Genomic DNA, 18,671 nt, shown 5'->3' with positions numbered 1-18,671 from the left:
CGCCCGGACGGCTCCGCGAGCCCTCGGTACGGCCCGCGCCCCGCCCTCAGCACGAGCGCGCCCCACCACCGGTACGGCCGCGCCCCTCCCTCAGTACGGGTGCACCCCGCCCAGGTGCGGCGGCGGATCGCCGAAGCCCTCGGCGACCCGCTTGCGGTACGTCGCCCGGTCGACCACTTCCAGCCCGACGATCTCCCACGGCGGCAGGCTCGCGGTCACCTTGTGCTCGCCCCACAGCCGCAGCGCTATCGCCGCCGCGTCGTGCAGGTCCCGGGCCTGCTCCCAGTAGCGGATCTCGGCGTGGTCGGCCGCGTAGCGGGCGGTCAGGAAGAACGAGTGGTCGTGCGCCAGCCGCTCCAGCGAGGCCCGCAGCGCGGACAGCGGGGTGGTCTGCCCGGCCACGCTCAGCACCACGTGCCACAGCCGGGCCTGCTCCGGCACGCTCGGCGGATCCGCCGCCTGCGCGCGCTGCGGCCGCAGCCGGCGCACCCCGCCGGGCCCCTGCGACGGCGGACCGGCCGGCTCGGCGGGGCCGTCCCCGCGTCCGCCGTCGATGCTGGTCAGCCGCCGGCCCGCCGTCCCTCCGGTCAGCGCTGCCTCGCGCCTGCGTTCCACCGGCGGCCTCCTGTTCGGCGATCTCGTGTCGTCCCGTACCGGCCCGCCGGCCCCCGGCCGACCGGTACGGCTGCGCCCCTCCTCGCCCGCGGCCGGTCCGCTCCCGTACGGAGCGGCCCGCCGACCGCGCCGCGCCGTCCGGCCGCTGCCGGCCGTACGGCCGGTCAGCCGTGCAGAACGACCAGGTCGTCGCGGTGGACGACCTCGCGCTCGTACCCGGCGCCGAACTCCTGGGCCAGGTCGCGGGTGGACCGGCCGAGCAGGCGGGGCAACTCCCTCGCATCAAAGTTGACCAGTCCGCGGGCCACGATGTGGCCGTTTTCGGCAAGAAGGTCCACCGGATCACCCGCGGCGAAGTCCCCGTCGACCTTGGTCACCCCGGCGGGCAGCAGCGAGGCGCCGCCGGAGACGACCGCCTCGACCGCGCCCGCGTCCAGGTGCAGGGCACCGCGCGGGCTGCTGGCGTGGGCCAGCCAGAGCATCCGGTCGGAGGTGCGGCTGCCGGTGCGCCGGAAGAGCGTGCCGGTGGGCCGCCCGGCCAGCGCGTCGGCGGCGTGGCTGGCGGCGGTGAGCACCACCGGGATGCCCGCGCCGGTGGCGATCCGGGCCGCCTCCACCTTGGTGACCATGCCGCCGGTGCCCACGCCCGCCTTGCCGGCGCTGCCGATCTGGATGCCGTCGAGGTCGTGCGGGCCGCTCACCTCGGCGATCCGGCTGGTGCCGGGCCGGGACGGGTCGCCGTCGTAGAGGCCGTCCACGTCGGAGAGCAGCACCAGCAGGTCGGCCCGGACCAGGTGGGCGACCAGCGCGGCGAGCCGGTCGTTGTCCCCGAACTTGATTTCGGCGGTGGCGACGGTGTCGTTCTCGTTGACGACCGGCATCGCGCCCATCGCCAGCAGCTGGTCCAGTGTCCGGTAGGCGTTGCGGTAGTGGGCGCGACGGCTGGCGTCCTCGGCGGTGAGCAGTACCTGGCCGACCCGGATGCCGTACCGGGCGAAGGAGGCGGTGTACCGCGCGACCAGCAGCCCCTGGCCGACGCTGGCCGCGGCCTGCTGGCGGGCCAGGTCCTTGGGCCGCTTGTCCAGACCGAGCGGGGCGAGCCCGGCGGCGATGGCACCGGAGGAGACGAGCACCACCTCCGGCGGCTCCGGGCGGCTGCGCGCCTTGGCGAGCGCGTCCACCAGGGCGTCCACCCGGTCGGCGTCCAGGCCGCCGGCCGCCGTGGTGAGTGAGGAGGAGCCGACCTTGACCACGATCCGCCGTGCGGTCAGCACCTCCTCCCGCAGTGAGTCCTCGCTCATCTCGCTGTACGCCCTTCCGGTGTGGTGCGGGTGCGGCGGGGCCCGGCCCGGCCGCCATGGCCGAAATCTACGCGATCCGCGCAGGTCACCCCCAGGGGGTTTCACCGGCTGGACCCGCCCCGCTCAAGCTCCGGACCCCTCGGGCGAGGTGACGGCGCGTCATGCCGGAACACAGCGGACGGCCCCGCCACCTGTCGAGGTGGCGGGGCCGTCCGCTGCGCGGCGGGGTCGACTCAGTGCTCCTCGTCGTCCTCGATCGCGGCCTGCCGGCCGCTGGAGAGCGCCTCGAAGGCGAGGTACTCGGCCTCGGCCGCGTCCCGGCCCTTCTGCTTCTCGCGGCGGCGGTCGACCGCCGGGCGCTGGGTCTCCATCCGGTGGTCCTCACCGCGGCGGCCGAGCATCTCGGCGCCGGCGGCCATGGTCGGCTCCCAGTCGAAGACGACGGCGTTCTCCTCCGGGCCGATGATGACGGTGTCGCCCTCGCGAGCGCCGACCTTCCACAGCCGGTCCTCGATGCCGAGGCGGGCCAGCCGGTCGGCCAGGTAGCCGACGGCCTCGTCGTTGCTGAAGTCGGTCTGGCGGACCCAGCGCTCCGGCTTGACGCCGCGGATGCGGTAGGAGCCGTCCTCCTCCTCGATGGTGAAGCCCTCGTCGTCGACGGCCGTGGGCCGGATCACGATCCGGGTGGACTCCTCGGCCGGCTTGGCGGCGCGCGCCTCGGCGACGATCTTCGCCACCGCGAAGCTCAGCTCGCGCAGGCCCTTGCGGGAGGCGGCGGAGACCTCGTACACCTGGTAGCCGCGCTCCTCCAGCGAGGCACGGGTCAGGTCGGCGATGTCCTGGCCGTCCGGGACGTCCACCTTGTTGAGCGCGACCAGGCGCGGGCGGTCCTCCAGACCGCCGTACTCGGCGAGCTCGGCCTCGATGGTCTCCAGGTCGGTCAGCGGGTCGCGGCCGGGCTCCAGGGTGGCGCAGTCCAGCACGTGCACCAGCACCGAGCAGCGCTCGACGTGCCGCAGGAACTCCAGGCCCAGGCCCCGGCCCTGGCTGGCGCCCGGGATCAGGCCGGGCACGTCGGCGATGGTGTAGACGGTTTCGCCCGCGGTGACCACGCCGAGGTTGGGGATCAGGGTGGTGAACGGGTAGTCCGCGATCTTCGGCTTGGCGGCGGAGAGCACCGAGATCAGCGAGGACTTGCCGGCGCTCGGGTAGCCGACCAGCGCCACGTCGGCGACGGACTTGAGCTCCATCACGATGTCGCGGGCCTCGCCGGGCTCGCCGAGCAGCGCGAAGCCGGGCGCCTTGCGGCGGGCCGAGGAGAGCGCGGCGTTGCCGAGGCCGCCGCGGCCGCCCTGGGCGGCGACGAAGCTGGTGCCGTGGCCGACCAGGTCGGCGAGCACGTTGCCCTGGCGGTCCAGCACCACGGTGCCGTCCGGCACCAGCAGGACGAGGTCGGAGCCCTCGGCGCCGGTGCGGTTGCCGCCCGCGCCCGGCTTGCCGTTGGTGGCCTTGCGCTTGGGCGAGTGGTGGTACTCGAGCAGGGTGGTGACCTGCGCGTCCACGGTCAGGATGACACTGCCGCCCTCACCGCCGTTCCCCCCGTCCGGTCCGCCGAGCGGCTTGAACTTCTCACGGTGAACGGAGGCGCAGCCGTGGCCTCCGTTACCCGCGGCGACGTGCAGTTCGACGCGGTCCACGAAGGTGGTCATGGTTGTGCCTCCAGTACGGGGAAGGGTTCTTCTGCGTAAAGCGCGAAGGGTGGACCGGAGAATTCCGGCCCACCCTTCAGTGTGAGTCCTGTCAGACTCGGGAGTCCGTTCGGACTCAGGCCTCGACGGCCACGATGTTGACGACCTTGCGGCCGCGACGGTTGCCGAACTGCACCGCACCGGCGGTCAGCGCGAACAGGGTGTCGTCGCCACCACGGCCGACACCGGCACCCGGGTGGAAGTGGGTGCCACGCTGGCGGACGAGGATCTCGCCGGCCGAGACGACCTGGCCACCGAAGCGCTTCACGCCGAGGCGCTGGGCGTTCGAGTCACGGCCGTTACGAGTAGAGCTTGCGCCCTTCTTGTGTGCCATTTTTCGCTATCCCCTTACTTGCTGACCGAGTCGATGCTGGTGATGCGCACCGCGGTGTGCTTCTGACGGTGACCCTGACGACGGCGGTAGCCGGTCTTGTTCTTGTAGCGCAGGATGACGATCTTGTCGCCCTTGGTCTGGTCGACCACCTCGGCGTGAGCCTTCACGCCGGCCAGGACCCACGGGTCGGAGGTGACGGCGTCACCGTCGACGACCAGGATGGTCGAGAACTCCACCGAGTCACCCGGCTTGGCCTCGATACGGTCGATCTCCAGCACGTCGCCGATGGCGACCTTGTGCTGGCGGCCGCCTGCGCGAACGATCGCGTACATGCGGTACCTACTTTCCCAACTCGGTCGGAACTCCCGACGCCAGCCACCTGGGTACGGACACAGGGGCCTCCCTCCGAACGCGCGCGCACGGGGCGCGGTGCTCTCGGAGAGGTGATGTGCTCGGGAGCGCGGCGTAGACACGCCGATGGTCAAGAATACGGACCGGCCGCCCAGGGGGCAAACCGGCCGGTACGACCGGGGGCGGGAAGGACTCCCGCCCCCGGCGTGGGCACTACTCGGACGCCGTATCACCCTCGGCGGCCGCGGCCTTCTTGGCCGCCGCGCTCGTCCGCTTGGTCGCGGTCTTGCGGGCGGTGGTCTTCTTGGCCGCCGTGGTGGTCTTCTTGGCGGCGGTCTTCTTCGCGGCGGTCTTGCGGGCGGCCCGCTTCTTCGGCGCCGGGGCCTCCTCGGCCGACGCCTCCTCGGCGGGGGCCTCCTCCGCGGCCGGGGTCTCGACGACCTCGGTCTCCGCGACGGCGGTCCCGGCGGCGGCCTCCGGGGCCACCTCCGCGACGGGCTCGGCCACGACCTCGACCGCCGGCTCGGCGGCCGGGGCGGCGGCGGCCAGGGCCGCCTCCAGGGCCGCGTCGGCCTTCGCCTGCAGCACCACGATCTCGGCGGCCTGCGGGGCGCCGGCCGGAGCCGTCGCCTTGCGCACCGCGCGGCGGCGCGGACGGCCGGCCGGAGCGGCGGCGGGGGCCTCGGCCACCGGGGCCTCCACCTCCACGGCCTTCGGCGTCTCGACCACCACGGTCCCGACGGCCGGGGCCTCGACACCCGGGACCTCCAGGGCCAGCTGGCCCTCGATCTCCTCGCGCACCGGCTCGGCGGGCTCCTCGAACGCCTCGGCGACGGCCTCGGCCACCGACCCGGCCTCGACGGCCTGCGGCTCCTCGTGGCCCGCGCCGCCCTTGCCCCGGCGACGGCGCTTGCCGCTGCCCGGGCCCGCCTCGACGGCGGTGGCCGCCGGGGCGTGGACGTGGGCGCTCGGCTGCTCCATGTGCACGATCACGCCGCGGCCGTTGCAGTGCACGCAGGCCTCGGAGAAGGACTCCAGCAGGCCCTGGCCGACCCGCTTGCGGGTCATCTGGACCAGGCCCAGCGAGGTGACCTCGGCCACCTGGTGCTTGGTCCGGTCCCGGCCCAGGCACTCCAGCAGTCGGCGCAGCACCAGGTCGCGGTTGGACTCCAGGACCATGTCGATGAAGTCGATCACGATGATGCCGCCGAGGTCGCGCAGCCGCAGCTGGCGCACGATCTCCTCGGCCGCCTCGATGTTGTTCCGGGTGACCGTCTCCTCCAGGTTGCCGCCCTGGCCGACGAACTTCCCGGTGTTGACGTCGATGACGATCATCGCCTCGGTGCGGTCGATCACCAGCGAACCGCCGCTGGGCAGCCAGACCTTGCGGTCCAGCGCCTTCATCAGCTGCTCGTCGATCCGGTAGGTGGCGAACACATCCACCTCGGAGGTCCACCGCTGGAGCCGCTCGGCGAGGTCCGGCGCCACGTTGGAGACGTACTCGTGGATGGTCTTCCACGCCTCGTCGCCGGAGACGATGACCTTGGTGAAGTCCTCGTTGAAGATGTCGCGGACGACCCGGACGGTCATGTCCGGCTCGCCGTACAGCAGCGCCGGGGCGTTGCCGGTCGCGGCCTTCTTCTGGATGTCCTCCCACTGCTGCTGGAGGCGCTGGACGTCGCGGGTCAGCTCCTCCTCGGAGGCGCCCTCGGCGGCGGTGCGCACGATCACGCCCGCGTCGTCCGGGACGATCTTCTTGAGGATCTGCTTGAGGCGGGCCCGCTCGTTCTCGGGCAGCTTGCGCGAGATGCCGGTCATCGAGCCCTCGGGCACGTACACCAGGTAGCGGCCGGGCAGCGAGATCTGGCTGGTCAGGCGGGCGCCCTTGTGGCCGATCGGGTCCTTGGAGACCTGGACCAGCACGGACTGGCCGGACTTGAGCACCGACTCGATCCGACGCGGGCCGCCGTGGCCCAGCGCACCGAAGTTGACCTCACCGGCGTACAGCACCGCGTTGCGGCCCTTGCCGATGTCGACGAACGCGGCCTCCATGGACGGCAGCACGTTCTGGACCTTGCCCAGGTAGACGTTGCCGACGTACGAGGTGGCCTGCTCCTTGTTGACGTAGTGCTCGACCAGCACGCCGTCCTCCAGCACGCCGATCTGGGTGCGCTGGCCGTTCTGGCGCACCACCATGACGCGCTCGACCGACTCCCGGCGGGCCAGGAACTCGGCCTCGGTGATGATCGGCACCCGGCGGCGGCCCAGCTCGCGGCCCTCGCGGCGGCGCTGCTTCTTCGCCTCCAGACGGGTCGAGCCCTTGATGGACTGCACCTCGTCCGGGTCGAAGGACGGCTCGGTGGAGCGGCGGCGCGGCTCGCGCACCTTCACCACCGTGCGGACGCCGTCCTCGGTGGTCTCGGCGGCCTCGACGGCGCCGGCCTCACCGCTGCGGCGGCGACGGCGGCGACGGCGGCGCGACGAGGACAGGCCGGCGGCCAGGTCGTCGTCGTCCTCGTCGTCCTCGTCGGCGACGGCCCGGGTCGACTCCTCGGCGGCGGGCTGCTCGGTCTCGACGGCCTCGGCGGCCTCGAAGTCCTCGGCCTCGCCACGGCGGCGGCGACGGCCGCCCCGACGGCGGCGGCGGGACGGACGGCCGTCCTCCCACTCGTCCTCGGCCTCCGGACCGGCGACGGGGGCCTCCACGACGGGCTCCTCGACGACCGGGACCTCGACCGGAGCGGCCTTCACCGGAGCGGCCTTGACCGGAGCGGTCTTCACCGCAGCGGCCTTGGCCGGGGCCGACTTGGCCGGGGCGGCCTTGGCCGGCGCCTCGGCGGCCGTCCTGCGACGGTTCGGCTCGACCCGGGTGCGGACCCGGCGGCGGCGGCCGACACCGCTGTACTCGTACTCGTCCTCGTCCTGGCGCTCGGCCTCGACGGCCGGGGCCTCGACCGGCGCCGGGGCGGCGGCGGGCTGCTGCGGCGCGGCGGGCGCGACGTAGGGGGCGGGCTCCTGGAACACCGGGGCCTGGAAGACCGCGGTGGCCGGGCGCACGGCGCGGCGGCGCACCCGGTGGTGCGGCTCGGCCTCGGCGGCCGGGGCGGGGGCGGCGACCGGCTCGGCGGCGACCGGGGCCTCGGCGACGGCCTCGACGGCCTCCTCCTCGGCGGGCTCCTCCTCGACGGCGGGCTCCTCGGCCACCGGCTCCTCCGCCGGGGCCTCGACCACCGGCGCGGCCTCGACCACGCGACGGCGGCGCGGGCGGCGGGCCGGAGCGGCCGGGGCCTCCTCGGCCACCGGCTCGGCGACCGGCTCCACGACCGGCTCGACGACCGGGGCGGGGGCGGCAGCCACCGGCTCCTCGACCGGGGCCTCGGCCTTCTTGCGGGTCCGACGGGCCCGAACGGGCTTCTCCGCCTTCTCCTCGGCCTTCGCCTCCGTGGTCTTCGTCTCCGTGGCCTTCGCCTCGGCCTCCGGTGCGGTGACCACGATCGCGGTCTCCTCCGGAGCGCCGGCCGGAGCCTCGGCACGCTTGCGGGTCCGGCGGGCCCGGACCGGCTTCTCGGCCGCCGGCGCCGCCTCGGCGGGCGCCTCGGCCGCAACGGCCGTCGGCTCGACCGGGACCACCGTCTCGGCCGTCTCGGCGGCCGCACCCTGCGGGGTGCCCGCCGGGCGGGACACCGCCCGGCGGCGACGGCGCGGCGGCGCGGCGGACGCGCCCTCACCACCGGTCGCGGCGGTTTCGTTCTGTTCCGTGGCCGCAGTCTGCTGCGGATCGGTGTTATCGAGCATGCGGGTGGATCTCCCGTCAGGCCCCCGGGCTCCACATCCGGGCACGGCACGGCACCAGTGGGCGGCCGGCATCGCGAGGATGCTCGGGCCGGACCCTTTGACGGTGCCGCCGTGCGGACGCGAGGCCGCACAGGGGCTCGTAGTCTCGCTCGGCGCCCCGCGTTGCGCGGGGTGTCGAAAGTCTTCTGGTCTGACCAGTCTTCTGAGTTTTTCCCAAGCTGAGCCGTCCCCCAACCCCGGGTGGCTCCCGGACGGGGTCCCGAGCCCACCGACCGTCGTGGTCGGCGGGCCCCGAGTGGCCGGCCTGTGCTGCGACGACGCTCGCTCCCCTGGGGAGCCGCGGCAACCCTGGAGGACCGTCGGGTCCAGTGAGGCACTGGACCCGGCCTCCGCCCCCTAGGCGGACGCGGTAGCGCGCGGCCTGCCGGCCGTTTCTCAGCCGGCCGGGGCCGCGGCGCGGTCGAGCGCCAGCGGGTCGGTCACCGTGCCGGACTCCTCATCGAGCGGCCCCTGCGCCAGCCTGGTCACCTCTGCGGGGACCGGCGGCGCCAGGTCGGCCGTCGCACGGAGACCGGACAATACGTCGTCGGGTCGTACGGCGGGTGTGGCGTGTCGTACTACCAGGCGCAGTATCGCACAGGGACGGCCCGTCCGAACATCGCGGCCGTTTCCGACCGCCGTGTCCGCACCGCCGTCGACCTGCGGCTCGACGGCGACGAGCGCCGCCACCGCACCGCGCGCGTCGAAGACCCGCACGCCGTTCTTGGTCCGGCGCTCGACCTCGACCTTCTCCTCGGCGAGGAACGCGCGGACCGCCTCGGCGGCCTCGGCCGGCTCGACGCCGTCCAGGCGCACCAGCCACTCGGAGGCCTCCAGGCGCTCCACGAAGTTGGGCGTGCGCACCTCGACCGCGTCGATCACGTCCAGGCCGTCCGGCAGCGACTCGTCCAGCTGCGCCCGCAGCTGCTCCGGGTCGCGCGCGGCGGCCAGGCCGATCTCCAGGTACTCCGCCTCGCTCGCCACCCCGGTCGGGGCGGCGTTGGCGTAGGACACCTTCGGGTGCGGGGTGAAGCCCGCCGAGTAGGCCATCGGAACGGCGGACCGGCGCAGGGCGCGCTCGAAGGCGCGCTGGAAGTCACGGTGGCTGGTGAAGCGGAGCCGGCCGCGCTTGGTGTAGCGGAGACGAATCCGCTGCACCGTCGGCGCGGGCGGCGGACCGTCGGGCGTACGGCGTGCCAGGGTCGCTCAGTCCTTAGTCAGTTCTCCCCGTCCGGCGCGGCGCAAACCCGCCACTGTCCGGACTCTGTCACCCCAAAGGGTACGCGCCCCGCCGCCCCGCTCGCTCCGCCCCTGGTCAGCCGCCCACGACCGACCCCCGCCCGGAACACTCCGGACGGGGGTCGAGAGCCCTGCGCCGACTACTTGTTGACGACCGTCAGCGGCAGCATCTTCTTACCGGTCGGGCCGATTTGGATGGCCGTGTCCATCTGGGGGCACACGCCGCAGTCGAAGCACGGAGTCCAGCGGCAGTCGTCGACCTCGACCTCCTCCAGGGCGTCCTGCCAGTCCTCCCACAGCCAGTCCTTGTCGAGGCCGCTGTCCAGGTGGTCCCAGGGCAGCACCTCCTCGTAGGAGCGCTCGCGGGTGGTGTACCAGTCGACGTCGACGGCGGTGCCGGCCAGGCCCTTCTCGGCGGAGAGCATCCAGCGGTCGTACGAGAAGTACTCGCGCCAGCCGTCGAAGCGGCCGCCGTCCTCGTAGACCGCGCGGATGACCGCGCCGATCCGGCGGTCGCCGCGGGAGAGCAGGCCCTCGACGATGCCGGGCTTGCCGTCGTGGTAGCGGTAGCCGATGTTCTTGCCGTACTTGCGGTCGCCGCGGATGGAGTCGCGCAGCTTGGCCAGGCGGGCGTCGGTGGCCTCGGCGGACAGCTGCGGGGCCCACTGGAACGGGGTGTGCGGCTTGGGCACGAACCCGCCGATGGAGACGGTGCAGCGGATGTCGTTCTGGCCGGTGACCTCGCGGCCCTTCTGGATGACGTTCTTCGCCATCTCGCCGATCTGGAGCACGTCCTCGTCGGTCTCGGTGGGCAGGCCGCACATGAAGTACAGCTTCACCTGGCGCCAGCCGTTGCCGTAGGCGGTGGCGACGGTGCGGATCAGGTCCTCCTCCGACACCATCTTGTTGATCACCTTGCGCATGCGCTCGCTGCCGCCCTCGGGGGCGAAGGTGAGGCCCGAGCGGCGCCCGTTGCGGGACAGCTCGTTGGCGAGGTCGATGTTGAAGGCGTCGACGCGGGTGGACGGCAGCGACAGGCCGATCTTGTCCTCGGTGTAGCGGTCGGCCAGCCCCTTGGCGATGTCACCGATCTCGGTGTGGTCGGCGCTGGACAGCGACAGCAGGCCGACCTCCTCGAAGCCGGTCGCCTTGAGCCCGCGCTCGACCATCTCGCCGATGCCGGTGATGCTTCGCTCCCGCACGGGGCGCGTGATCATGCCGGCCTGGCAGAAGCGGCAGCCGCGGGTGCAGCCGCGGAAGATCTCCACGGACATCCGCTCGTGCACCGTCTCCGCGAGCGGGACCAGCGGCTGCTTGGGGTACGGCCACTCGTCCAGGTCCATCACGGTGTGCTTGGACACCCGCCACGGCACGCCCGGGGCGTTCGGCACGACGCGGCCGATCCGGCCGTCGGCCAGGTACTCCACGTCGTAGAACTTCGGCACGTACACCCCGCCGGTGCGCGCCAGGCGCAGCAGCAGTTCGTCGCGCCCGCCCGGGCGGCCCTCGGCCTTCCAGGCGCGGATGATCTCGGTGATGTCGAGGACGGCCTGCTCGCCGTCGCCGATCACCGCGCAGTCGATGAAGTCCGCGATCGGCTCGGGGTTGAACGCCGCGTGGCCGCCGGCCAGGACGATCGGGTCCTCGTCGGTGCGGTCCGCGGCCTCCAGCGGGATGCCGGCCAGGTCGAGCGCGGTCAGCATGTTGGTGTAGCCGAGCTCGGTGGAGAACGACAGCCCGAACACGTCGAAGGCCTTGACCGGGCGGTGGGCGTCCACGGTGAACTGCGGCACCCGGTGCTCGCGCATCAGTGCCTCGAGGTCCGGCCAGACGCTGTAGGTGCGCTCGGCCAGCACCCCCTCGCGCTCGTTCAGCACCTCGTAGAGGATCATGACGCCCTGGTTGGGCAGCCCGACCTCGTAGGCGTCGGGGTACATCAGCGCCCAGCGGACGTCGCAGGCGTCCCAGTCCTTGACGGTCGAGTTGAGCTCGCCGCCGACGTACTGGATCGGCTTCTGGACGTGCGGGAGGAGTGCCTCCAGGCGTGGGAAGACCGATTCGACAGTCATGTACTAGGAACCCTTACGACGTGATTCGGTGCCGCGATTCGGCACGGGAGGGGTGACCCTCAAGGGTAGCCCAATCCGGGGAACGGCCCGTCCGGGACGGTTGCCCGCCGGTGCGCCCCGGCGCGATCCGCACCCGCCGGTGACCGCCCCGGCACGCGCGGTGCGCGCCCGCCGCCCGGCCCCGTCCGCCGTTGACACGCCCGGAACGCCCGTGCGGTACTGACAGGGCCCTGCCCAAGGCCCTGCACCCCTTCCGGAGACGGGAGTTGGGTCGTACGCTCGGCCAACGCCGACTCCCCGGCGGCCCGCTCGCCCCAGTACGCCCTCCCCCGTCCCCGCGCGGCCCCCTCACCCCGGCCCCGCGGAGCCCGTCCCCCCGGCCCGCAGGCCGCGTCCGGCGGCGCGGCACTCCCGCGCGCCCCGGCGGCCGTACGACCGGTCGCAAGGAGAACCATGACCGACACCGGTCGGCGGGTCCGGCCCCTGGCCCTGCGCGCCCCCGACGCCCGGCCGGCCCGCTACCCCACCGCGGCCCAGGCGGAGAGCGCGGCCCGCCGCCTCGCCCTGCGCCACCCCGACCGCTGCCGGCTGCGCGAGGTGGGCCGCTCCCGGGCCGGGCGCCCGCTGCTGCTGCTCTCGGTGGACCGCGGGCCGCGCGCCGCCCTGGTGGTCGGCGGCCCGCACCCGAACGAGCCGATCGGCACCGCCGCCGCCGTCCGGCTGGCCGAGGTGCTGCTGGAGCGCCCCGCCCGGCCCGGGCTGTCCTGGCACCTGCTGCTCTGCCTGGACCCGGACGGCGCCGCCCTCAACGCCGGCTGGCTGGACGGCCCGCTCACCATGCGCCGCCACTACGAGCACTTCTTCCGCCCCGCCTTCGAGGAGCAGCCCGAACTGCTGCCCGCCCCCGGCTCCGGCCGCCCGCCGATGCCGGAGAGCCTGGCGCTGACCGGGCTGATCGACGAGCTGCGCCCCTTCCTGCAGTGCTCGCTGCACGGGGTGGACTTCGGCGGCGCCTTCGTCCAGCTGACCGGCCCGGTGCGCGGCCTGGCCGAGCGCTTCGCCCGCTCCGCGGACCGGGCCGGCATCCCGCTGGACGTGGACTCCTACGACGCGGTCGGCTGGTCCAGCCCCGCCCCCGGCACCTATCTGATGCCGCCGCCCGGCAGCACCGGCACCCCCCGGGCGCTGCCGGACGAGCCCGAGCTGTCCACCTGGTCGTACGCGGCCCGGTACGGCGGGGTGACCGCCGTCCTGGAGGTCCCGATGTGGGCCGTGGACGCGGTCGGCGACGCCCGGGTCCATCCGGCCGGGCCGCGGGCCGTCGGCGAGGCGGCCCGCGAGCTGACCCTGCGCACCGAGCAGCTCGACGCGCTGCTCGACCGCGTCCCGGCCCAGGCCCGGGAGGCGTACGGCCCGCTGGTGCGCACCGCCGAGTTCAACCTGGCGGTGGCCCCGCGGATGGCCGCCGAGTGGCTGGAGCTGTGGTGCCCCGGCCCGCTGAGCGCCGCCCGGGCGACCACGGCCGGGCTGGTCGCCGCCCGGCTGCCGCTGCGGGTGGCCTCGATCCTGCTGCGGCTGCTCGCCGACGCCCGCGGCCCGGCCGCCGAGGCCACCCGGGAGCGCGCCCGCGCCGTCGTGGCGGACAGCCTGGAGCGGCTGCGGCACCGCTTCGGTGCCCGCTGGGTGCCGGTCCAGGAGCAGCTGGCCCACCAGACCCGGGCGGTCCTGACCGCCGCCGACTGCCTCTTGCATCCCGCCTGACGATTCGTCAACTCTCTTGCAGGGCAAGGCGAAGGGCCGGTCCGAAGGGATCCGGACCGGCCCTGGGAGCCGAACGTTCAGGGGAGCCGAACGTTCAGGGGAGCCGACGGCTCACGCCGCTATCGGCCGCTGGCTGCGCACCGCCTGGAGCAGCCCGATGCCGATCCAGACCGCGAACATCGAGGAGCCGCCGTAGGAGACGAAGGGCAGCGGGATGCCCGCGACCGGCATGATGCCCAGGCACATCCCGATGTTCTCGAAGGCCTGGAAGGAGAACCAGGCGATGATGCCGGCCGCCACGATCGTCCCGTACAGGTCGGTGGCCTGGCGGGCGATCCGGCAGGCCCGCCAGAGGATCACGCCGACCAGCGAGATGATCGCCAGCGCTCCGACGAAGCCGAGTTCCTCACCGGCGACGGTGAAGACGAAGTCGGTCTGCTGCTCCGGCACGAACTGCCCGATGGTCTGGGTGCCGTGGAACAGCCCCTTGCCGGTCAGTCCGCCCGAGCCGATCGCGATCCGGGCCTGGGCGGTGTTGTAGCCGACGCCGTTGGGGTCGAGCTGGGGGTTGGCGAAGGCGGCGAAGCGGTCGATCTGGTACTGGCTGAGCAGCCCGAGCTTCCAGATCGCGATGCTCCCGCTGACCCCGAGCGCCAGGATGCCGAGCACCCAGCGGTTGGCGGCGCCGGAGCCGAGCAGGATGCCGAGCACGACCGCGGACATCACCATGACCGACCCGGCGTCCGGCATCAGCAGCACCAGGCCCATCGGCAGGCAGGCCCAGACCAGGCCCCGGAACACCGCCCGGTGCGAGGGGAACTCCCGCTCCCCCGCGTCGACCTGGTCCGACAGCACGACGGCCATCGCCAGCAGGATGGCGACCTTCGCGAACTCGGCGGGCTGGACGGAGAAGCCGCCGCCGAGCTGGATCCACGAGTGGGCGCCGTTGACGGTCGAGCCGATCGGGCTGAGCGTCGCCATCAGCAGCAGGATCACGCCGACGTAGACGAAGGGCACCAGGGTGCGGACCCGCCGGGCTCCTATCGCTATCACCACGGCGCACAGCACCAGGCCGATCACGAAGTTCGTCAGGTGCCGGTAGAGGAAGTACTGCGGGTCCCCGTGGGTGAGGTTGTCGCGCCCGCGGGTGGCCGACCAGACCAGCAGCGAGCCGACGAGCGAGAGGGCCAGGCCGGCCAGCAGCAGTATCCAGTCCAGCCGCCAGAGCGGGGAGTCCTTGGCCAGGGCCTTGGAGACCCCGCTGCGCTGCGGGCTCAGCCGCAGCTGCCGGTACGAGCCGTAGGAGGTCATGCCCGTCCCCTTCCCGGGCGGTTCGGTTCGAGCGCGGCGGCGTCGGCCGCGGTGTACGCGGCCGGGCTGCCGGCCGGGGGCGCCGGGTCGAGGAAGGCCGCCGCCGGGGCGGCGTCGGGCAGGGCCGGGGCCACCATCGACGGGGCCGCGGCGGACACCGGGGTGAGCTGCGTGGCGGCGGCCCCCCGGTCCGCACCGGCGTCGTACGAGGCCGGCTTGATGATCGCGGTGCCGTCCGGGTTGAACTTCGGCAGCTGGCCCTGCGGCGCGGGCAGCAGCGCCTTGCCGTTGTCGATGTTGCCCTTGTCGTCCACGCCGTACAGCGCCTGGTAGATCCGGCGCACGGCGTCGCCGGAGCCGCCGGAGCCGGTGCCGCCCTGGCTTATCGTCATGACGACCGCGTAGTCCTTGCTGTACGTGGTCAGCCAGGAGGTGGTCTGCTTGCCCTCGACCTCGGCGGTGCCGGTCTTGGCGTGCAGCTCGATCTTGTTCTGCGGCCAGCCGGCCCCGGCGAACTTCCAGGCGGCGGTGCCGCTGGTGATGACGCCGGCGGTGGCCTGGTCGATGTAGCTGAGCAGCTTCTGGTCGCCCGGGAACTTGGCGTCCTCGTGCGGGGCGATGTCGCGGACGAGGTCCCCGCTCGGGCTTATCACCGCCTTGGCGATGGTCGGCCGGTAGAAGGTGCCGCCGTTGGCCAGCGCCGAGTAGATCCGGGCCATCTGGACCGGGGTGACGAGGGTGTCGCCCTGGCCGATCGCGAAGTTGACGGCGTCACCGGCGCGCATCTGGTAGCCGTCGACGCAGTTCTCCCGGGCGATCTGGTCCGAGAAGCTGTTGCCGCCCTTCTGCGCCTGGGCGCACCAGGCGTCCTTGTTGTTGTCGTAGAAGGACTGCTTCCACTGCCGGTCCGGCACCCGGCCGGGGACCTCGGCCGGCAGGTCGATGCCGGTCTTGGCGCCGAGGCCGAACTCGTGGGCGGTCTTGAAGAACCAGTCGCCCGGGTTCTTCGGCTTGATGCCGCCGTCCTTCATCCACTGGTCGTAGGCCAGGCCGTAGAAGACGGTGTCGCAGGAGACCTCCAGCGCCTTCTCCAGGGAGATGGAGCCGAAGTTCTCGCTCTCGAAGTTCTTGAACTCGCGGCCGCCGATGGTGAGGCTCTTGGGGCAGGCGTAGGTGCCGTCCAGCGAGTAGCCGGCCTGCACGGCGGCGGTGGTGGAGACGACCTTGAAGGTCGAGCCGGGGGCGGACTGACCCTGTATGGCGCGGTTCAGCAGCGGGAAGTTGGAGTCCTTGCTGGTCAGCGACTGGTAGTCCTTGCCGCTGATGCCGCCGACCCAGAGGTTGGGGTCGTAGGTGGGGGCGCTGGCCATCGCGACGATCCGGCCGGTGTGCACGTCCATCACGACGGCGGCGCCGGAGTCGGCCTCGTAGTTGCGGTTGGTGACCTTGTCGAAGGTGTTCCGGGCGTCGTTCATGGCCTGCGCCAGGTTGTCCTCGACGACCTTCTGCACCCGGGCGTCGATGCTGGTGACCAGGTTGTCGCCGGTCTGCGGGGCGACGGTGCCGGCGGTGCCGATCACCCGGCCGAGGTTGTCGACCTCCAGCTTGGTGATGCCGGCGGTGCCGCGCAGGTCGCGGTCGTACACCGACTCCAGGCCGGCCCGGCCGATCTGGTCGGCCGGCAGGTAGCGGTCCAGGCCGCTCTTGGCGGCGGTCTTGCTGACCTCGTCGTCGGTGACCGGCGAGAGGTAGCCGAGCACCTGGGCCATGTTGGCGCCCTCGGCGCCGGTGTAGCGGCGCACGGCGGTGGGCTGCGCGGTGACCCCGGGGAAGTCCTCGCGGCGCTCCATTATCTGCATCGCCTGCTGGGTGGTCGCCTCCTTGGTGACCGGGATCGGCTGGTAGGGAGAACCGTTCCAGCAGGGCTGCTGGGTCTTGGCGTCGCAGAGCCGGACCTTCTCCTGGACGTCCTTGGCGGGCATCCCGAGCACGTCGGCGAGCCGGCCGAGCACCCCCTTGCCGCCGTCCTTCTGCTGGAGCAGCGAGGTGCGGCTGACGGACACCACCAGCCGGGTCTCGTTGCCGGCCAGGATCCGCCCGGAGGCGTCCAGGATCTCGCCGCGGACGGCCGGTTCGACCACCTCGCGGATGTGGTTGCCGGTCGCCTTGGCGGTGTACTCCTTGGCGTTGCGGATCTGCAGGTACCAGAGCCGTCCGCCCAGGGTGGCGAGCAGCGACAGCACCAGGATCTGCAGAACCACCAGACGGATCGTCACCCGCCGGGTACGGCCGGTCTCGGGGATGTTGCTCACGTCTCGTGCGCTCCAGGGGTGCGGGAGGGTCAGGAGGTCTGGGGGCGGGCCTGGACCGGCCGGTTACGGGCGCCGGGCGAAGCCGGGCACGCGCCGCTTCTTGTACGCCGGGCCGCTGGAGACCTCGCGCGTGGTGCGGTAGCGGGCCAGCGATCCCAGACCCAGGCCCGGCCCGCTCTCGTCGTCGTCGGCGGCGGTCACCGGGTCGCGGCCGAAGCGGCGGCCGAGCATCATCACCAGCGGCACCACGAACGGGGCCAGCAGCAGGTCGTACAGCAGGGCGCTGACCACCAGGCCGCCGAGGCCGACGTGCCGGGCCGCGGTGTCGCCGACCAGGGCGCCGACCAGCGCGTACAGCAGGGTGGAGGCGATCGCCGCGGCGCCGACCACCAGCAGCGCGCCGGAGACGGAGCGCTGGCGGCCGTGCTCGGGGCGCAGCAGCCCGGCGGCGTAGCCCATCAGGCAGAGCACCAGGGCGTAGCGGCCGATCGCGTGGTCGGAGGGTGGTGCGAGGTCGGCCAGCAGGCCGGCCGAGAAGCCGACCAGGCAGCCGCCGGTCGGCCCGTAGACCATGGCCAGGCCGACCACGACGAGGAGCAGTATGTCCGGGGTGGCTCCCGGGAGCTGGAGCCGGCCGAAGACGCTGACCTGGAGGATCAGGCCGAGCAGGATCAGGACGGCCGAGACGGGGATGCGGGCGAGGCGCATGGCTCAGTTCCCCCCAGTGGGCTTGGCGGGCGGGGCGGCGGGCGCGGAGCCCTGCGGCTGGGCGGGCGCGGCCGGGGCCTGGCTCTGCCCCGGGGTGGGGGCGGGCGGCAGCACGGCGTCGCGCGGGTCGGTGCGCGGGGGCACGACGACCACGCCGACCAAGTCCAGTCGGGTGAACTGGACGAAGGGCTCGACCAGGACGGTCTTGGTCAGCTGGCCGGCGTTGGCCTGGACCTCGGTGACCTTGCCGACCGGGACGCCGGGCACGAACGGGCGGCCGCTCTGCGAGCCGAAGGTGACCAGCCGGTCGCCGGTCTTGACCTGGGCCTTCCCGTTGAGCAGGGAGACCTTCATCGGACTGTCGCCGCCGCCGGAGGCGAAGCCGATCTCGCCGCTGCCCTCCAGCCGGGTGCCGGCCGAGAAGCCGGGGTCGGAGGCGAGCAGCACGGTGGCGGTGGTCGGGCCGACGGTGGTGATCCGGCCGACCAGGCCCTGGCCGTTGATGACGGTCATGTCGCGGGTGAGGCCGTCGTCGCTGCCGGCGTCGACGGTGATGGTCCAGGAGAAGCCCTGGGCCGGGCCGATCGCGATGACCTGGGCGGCCTTGACGGTGTAGCCGCCGGCGCCGGCGGTGCGCAGCAGGTCGTCCAGCTGCTTGGTGCGCCCGGTGGCCATGTCGGAGGAGGCGAGCTTCTGCCGCAGTTCGGTGTTCTCGCGGGCGAGCTGGTCGGTGCGGCCGCTGTCGGTGGCGGCGTCGCGGAAGGCGCGGACGGTGTCCGCGACCGGGTCCACGACGGTGGCGGCGCCGCGCTCGACCGGGCCGAGGACCTTCGCGGCGGCGTGCCGGGCCGGGCCGAGCGGGGAGTCCTCACCGCCCTTGATGTCCACGGTGATGAGCGCGAAGGCGACGGCCACCAGCAGGATGAGCAGCAGCCGGCTCTCTCGTGTGTCCCTCACGGTGCTGGTACTGCCCCTTCGTACCTGGCGAGCGCCCCCGGGGCTGGGGGCCGGGGGCGCGCCCGCTGATGGTTGTTTTGGCTTTTGTGTTAGTGGGTGTAAACTAGCGCCGATTAGTAAACAAAGATGAA

Annotated in this window: 13 protein-coding genes; 1 reads left to right on the top strand and 12 read right to left on the bottom strand. The window is 73.3% G+C overall.

Annotated elements, in window-relative coordinates:
- Positions 1–90: 90 nt before the first annotated feature.
- The 8 genes from ACFWXO_RS17650 to ACFWXO_RS17615 form a co-directional block, all read right to left on the bottom strand.
- Complete coding sequence (locus ACFWXO_RS17650; protein ID WP_375893126.1) at positions 91–615, bottom strand: hypothetical protein; 525 nt, start codon at positions 613–615, stop codon at positions 91–93.
- Between the two features lie 164 nt (positions 616–779).
- A complete protein-coding gene (proB, locus tag ACFWXO_RS17645; RefSeq protein WP_375893124.1) occupies positions 780–1,916 on the bottom strand; it encodes a glutamate 5-kinase in 1,137 nt (378 codons plus the stop codon).
- A gap of 233 nt (positions 1,917–2,149) precedes the next feature.
- Complete coding sequence (gene obgE / locus ACFWXO_RS17640) at positions 2,150–3,625, bottom strand: GTPase ObgE (protein WP_375893123.1); 1,476 nt, start codon at positions 3,623–3,625, stop codon at positions 2,150–2,152.
- A gap of 115 nt (positions 3,626–3,740) precedes the next feature.
- A complete protein-coding gene (gene rpmA, locus ACFWXO_RS17635; RefSeq protein WP_030058248.1) occupies positions 3,741–3,998 on the bottom strand; it encodes a 50S ribosomal protein L27 in 258 nt (85 codons plus the stop codon).
- Positions 3,999–4,012: 14 nt separating this feature from the next.
- A complete protein-coding gene (rplU, locus tag ACFWXO_RS17630; RefSeq protein WP_375893120.1) occupies positions 4,013–4,330 on the bottom strand; it encodes a 50S ribosomal protein L21 in 318 nt (105 codons plus the stop codon).
- A gap of 232 nt (positions 4,331–4,562) precedes the next feature.
- On the bottom strand, positions 4,563–8,144 hold the full coding sequence (locus ACFWXO_RS17625) for a ribonuclease E/G (RefSeq protein WP_380524801.1): 3,582 nt from the start codon (positions 8,142–8,144) through the stop codon (positions 4,563–4,565).
- A gap of 435 nt (positions 8,145–8,579) precedes the next feature.
- On the bottom strand, positions 8,580–9,341 hold the full coding sequence (locus ACFWXO_RS17620) for a TIGR03936 family radical SAM-associated protein (protein ID WP_375893117.1): 762 nt from the start codon (positions 9,339–9,341) through the stop codon (positions 8,580–8,582).
- 221 nt (positions 9,342–9,562) lie between these two features.
- Positions 9,563–11,491: a TIGR03960 family B12-binding radical SAM protein gene (locus ACFWXO_RS17615; RefSeq protein WP_380524800.1), complete on the bottom strand. Its 1,929-nt coding sequence runs from the start codon at positions 11,489–11,491 to the stop codon at positions 9,563–9,565.
- Between the two features lie 453 nt (positions 11,492–11,944).
- On the opposite strand from ACFWXO_RS17615, the gene ACFWXO_RS17610 reads away from it, so the two are divergent.
- Positions 11,945–13,252: a M14 family zinc carboxypeptidase gene (locus ACFWXO_RS17610; protein ID WP_380524799.1), complete on the top strand. Its 1,308-nt coding sequence runs from the start codon at positions 11,945–11,947 to the stop codon at positions 13,250–13,252.
- A 111-nt stretch (positions 13,253–13,363) separates the two neighbouring features.
- On the opposite strand, the gene rodA is transcribed toward ACFWXO_RS17610, so the two are convergent.
- The 4 genes from rodA to mreC form a co-directional block, all read right to left on the bottom strand.
- On the bottom strand, positions 13,364–14,563 hold the full coding sequence (rodA, locus tag ACFWXO_RS17605) for a rod shape-determining protein RodA (RefSeq protein ID WP_375893113.1): 1,200 nt from the start codon (positions 14,561–14,563) through the stop codon (positions 13,364–13,366).
- Positions 14,560–16,875 carry a penicillin-binding protein 2 gene (mrdA, locus tag ACFWXO_RS17600; protein ID WP_380524798.1) on the bottom strand — a complete coding sequence of 772 codons (2,316 nt, stop codon included), beginning with the start codon at positions 16,873–16,875 and terminating at the stop codon, positions 14,560–14,562. Before mrdA ends, rodA begins: the two co-directional genes overlap by 4 nt.
- A 63-nt stretch (positions 16,876–16,938) precedes the next feature.
- Positions 16,939–17,583 carry a rod shape-determining protein MreD gene (gene mreD / locus ACFWXO_RS17595; RefSeq protein WP_375893109.1) on the bottom strand — a complete coding sequence of 215 codons (645 nt, stop codon included), beginning with the start codon at positions 17,581–17,583 and terminating at the stop codon, positions 16,939–16,941.
- 3 nt (positions 17,584–17,586) lie between these two features.
- Positions 17,587–18,540, bottom strand: coding sequence for a rod shape-determining protein MreC (gene mreC / locus ACFWXO_RS17590; RefSeq protein WP_375893107.1), 954 nt, complete (start codon positions 18,538–18,540; stop codon positions 17,587–17,589).
- Between the last annotated feature and the right edge of the window lie 131 nt (positions 18,541–18,671).

The sequence above is a fragment of the Kitasatospora sp. NPDC059088 genome, from assembly GCF_042738155.1.
GTDB lineage: Bacteria > Actinomycetota > Actinomycetes > Streptomycetales > Streptomycetaceae > Kitasatospora.
Note: the sequence above shows the minus strand (reverse complement) of the source record. Positions and strands in the feature narration are given on the sequence as shown.

Coding starts and splice junctions, on each gene's coding strand:
- rpmA (WP_030058248.1), bottom strand. CDS start 3,998: ATGGCACACAAGAAGGGCGCAAGCTCTACTCGTAACGGCCGTGACTCG.
- mreD (WP_375893109.1), bottom strand. CDS start 17,583: ATGCGCCTCGCCCGCATCCCCGTCTCGGCCGTCCTGATCCTGCTCGGC.
- rplU (WP_375893120.1), bottom strand. CDS start 4,330: ATGTACGCGATCGTTCGCGCAGGCGGCCGCCAGCACAAGGTCGCCATC.
- rodA (WP_375893113.1), bottom strand. CDS start 14,563: ATGACCTCCTACGGCTCGTACCGGCAGCTGCGGCTGAGCCCGCAGCGC.
- ACFWXO_RS17615 (WP_380524800.1), bottom strand. CDS start 11,491: ATGACTGTCGAATCGGTCTTCCCACGCCTGGAGGCACTCCTCCCGCAC.
- ACFWXO_RS17625 (WP_380524801.1), bottom strand. CDS start 8,144: ATGCTCGATAACACCGATCCGCAGCAGACTGCGGCCACGGAACAGAAC.
- obgE (WP_375893123.1), bottom strand. CDS start 3,625: ATGACCACCTTCGTGGACCGCGTCGAACTGCACGTCGCCGCGGGTAAC.
- ACFWXO_RS17610 (WP_380524799.1), top strand. CDS start 11,945: ATGACCGACACCGGTCGGCGGGTCCGGCCCCTGGCCCTGCGCGCCCCC.
- proB (WP_375893124.1), bottom strand. CDS start 1,916: ATGAGCGAGGACTCACTGCGGGAGGAGGTGCTGACCGCACGGCGGATC.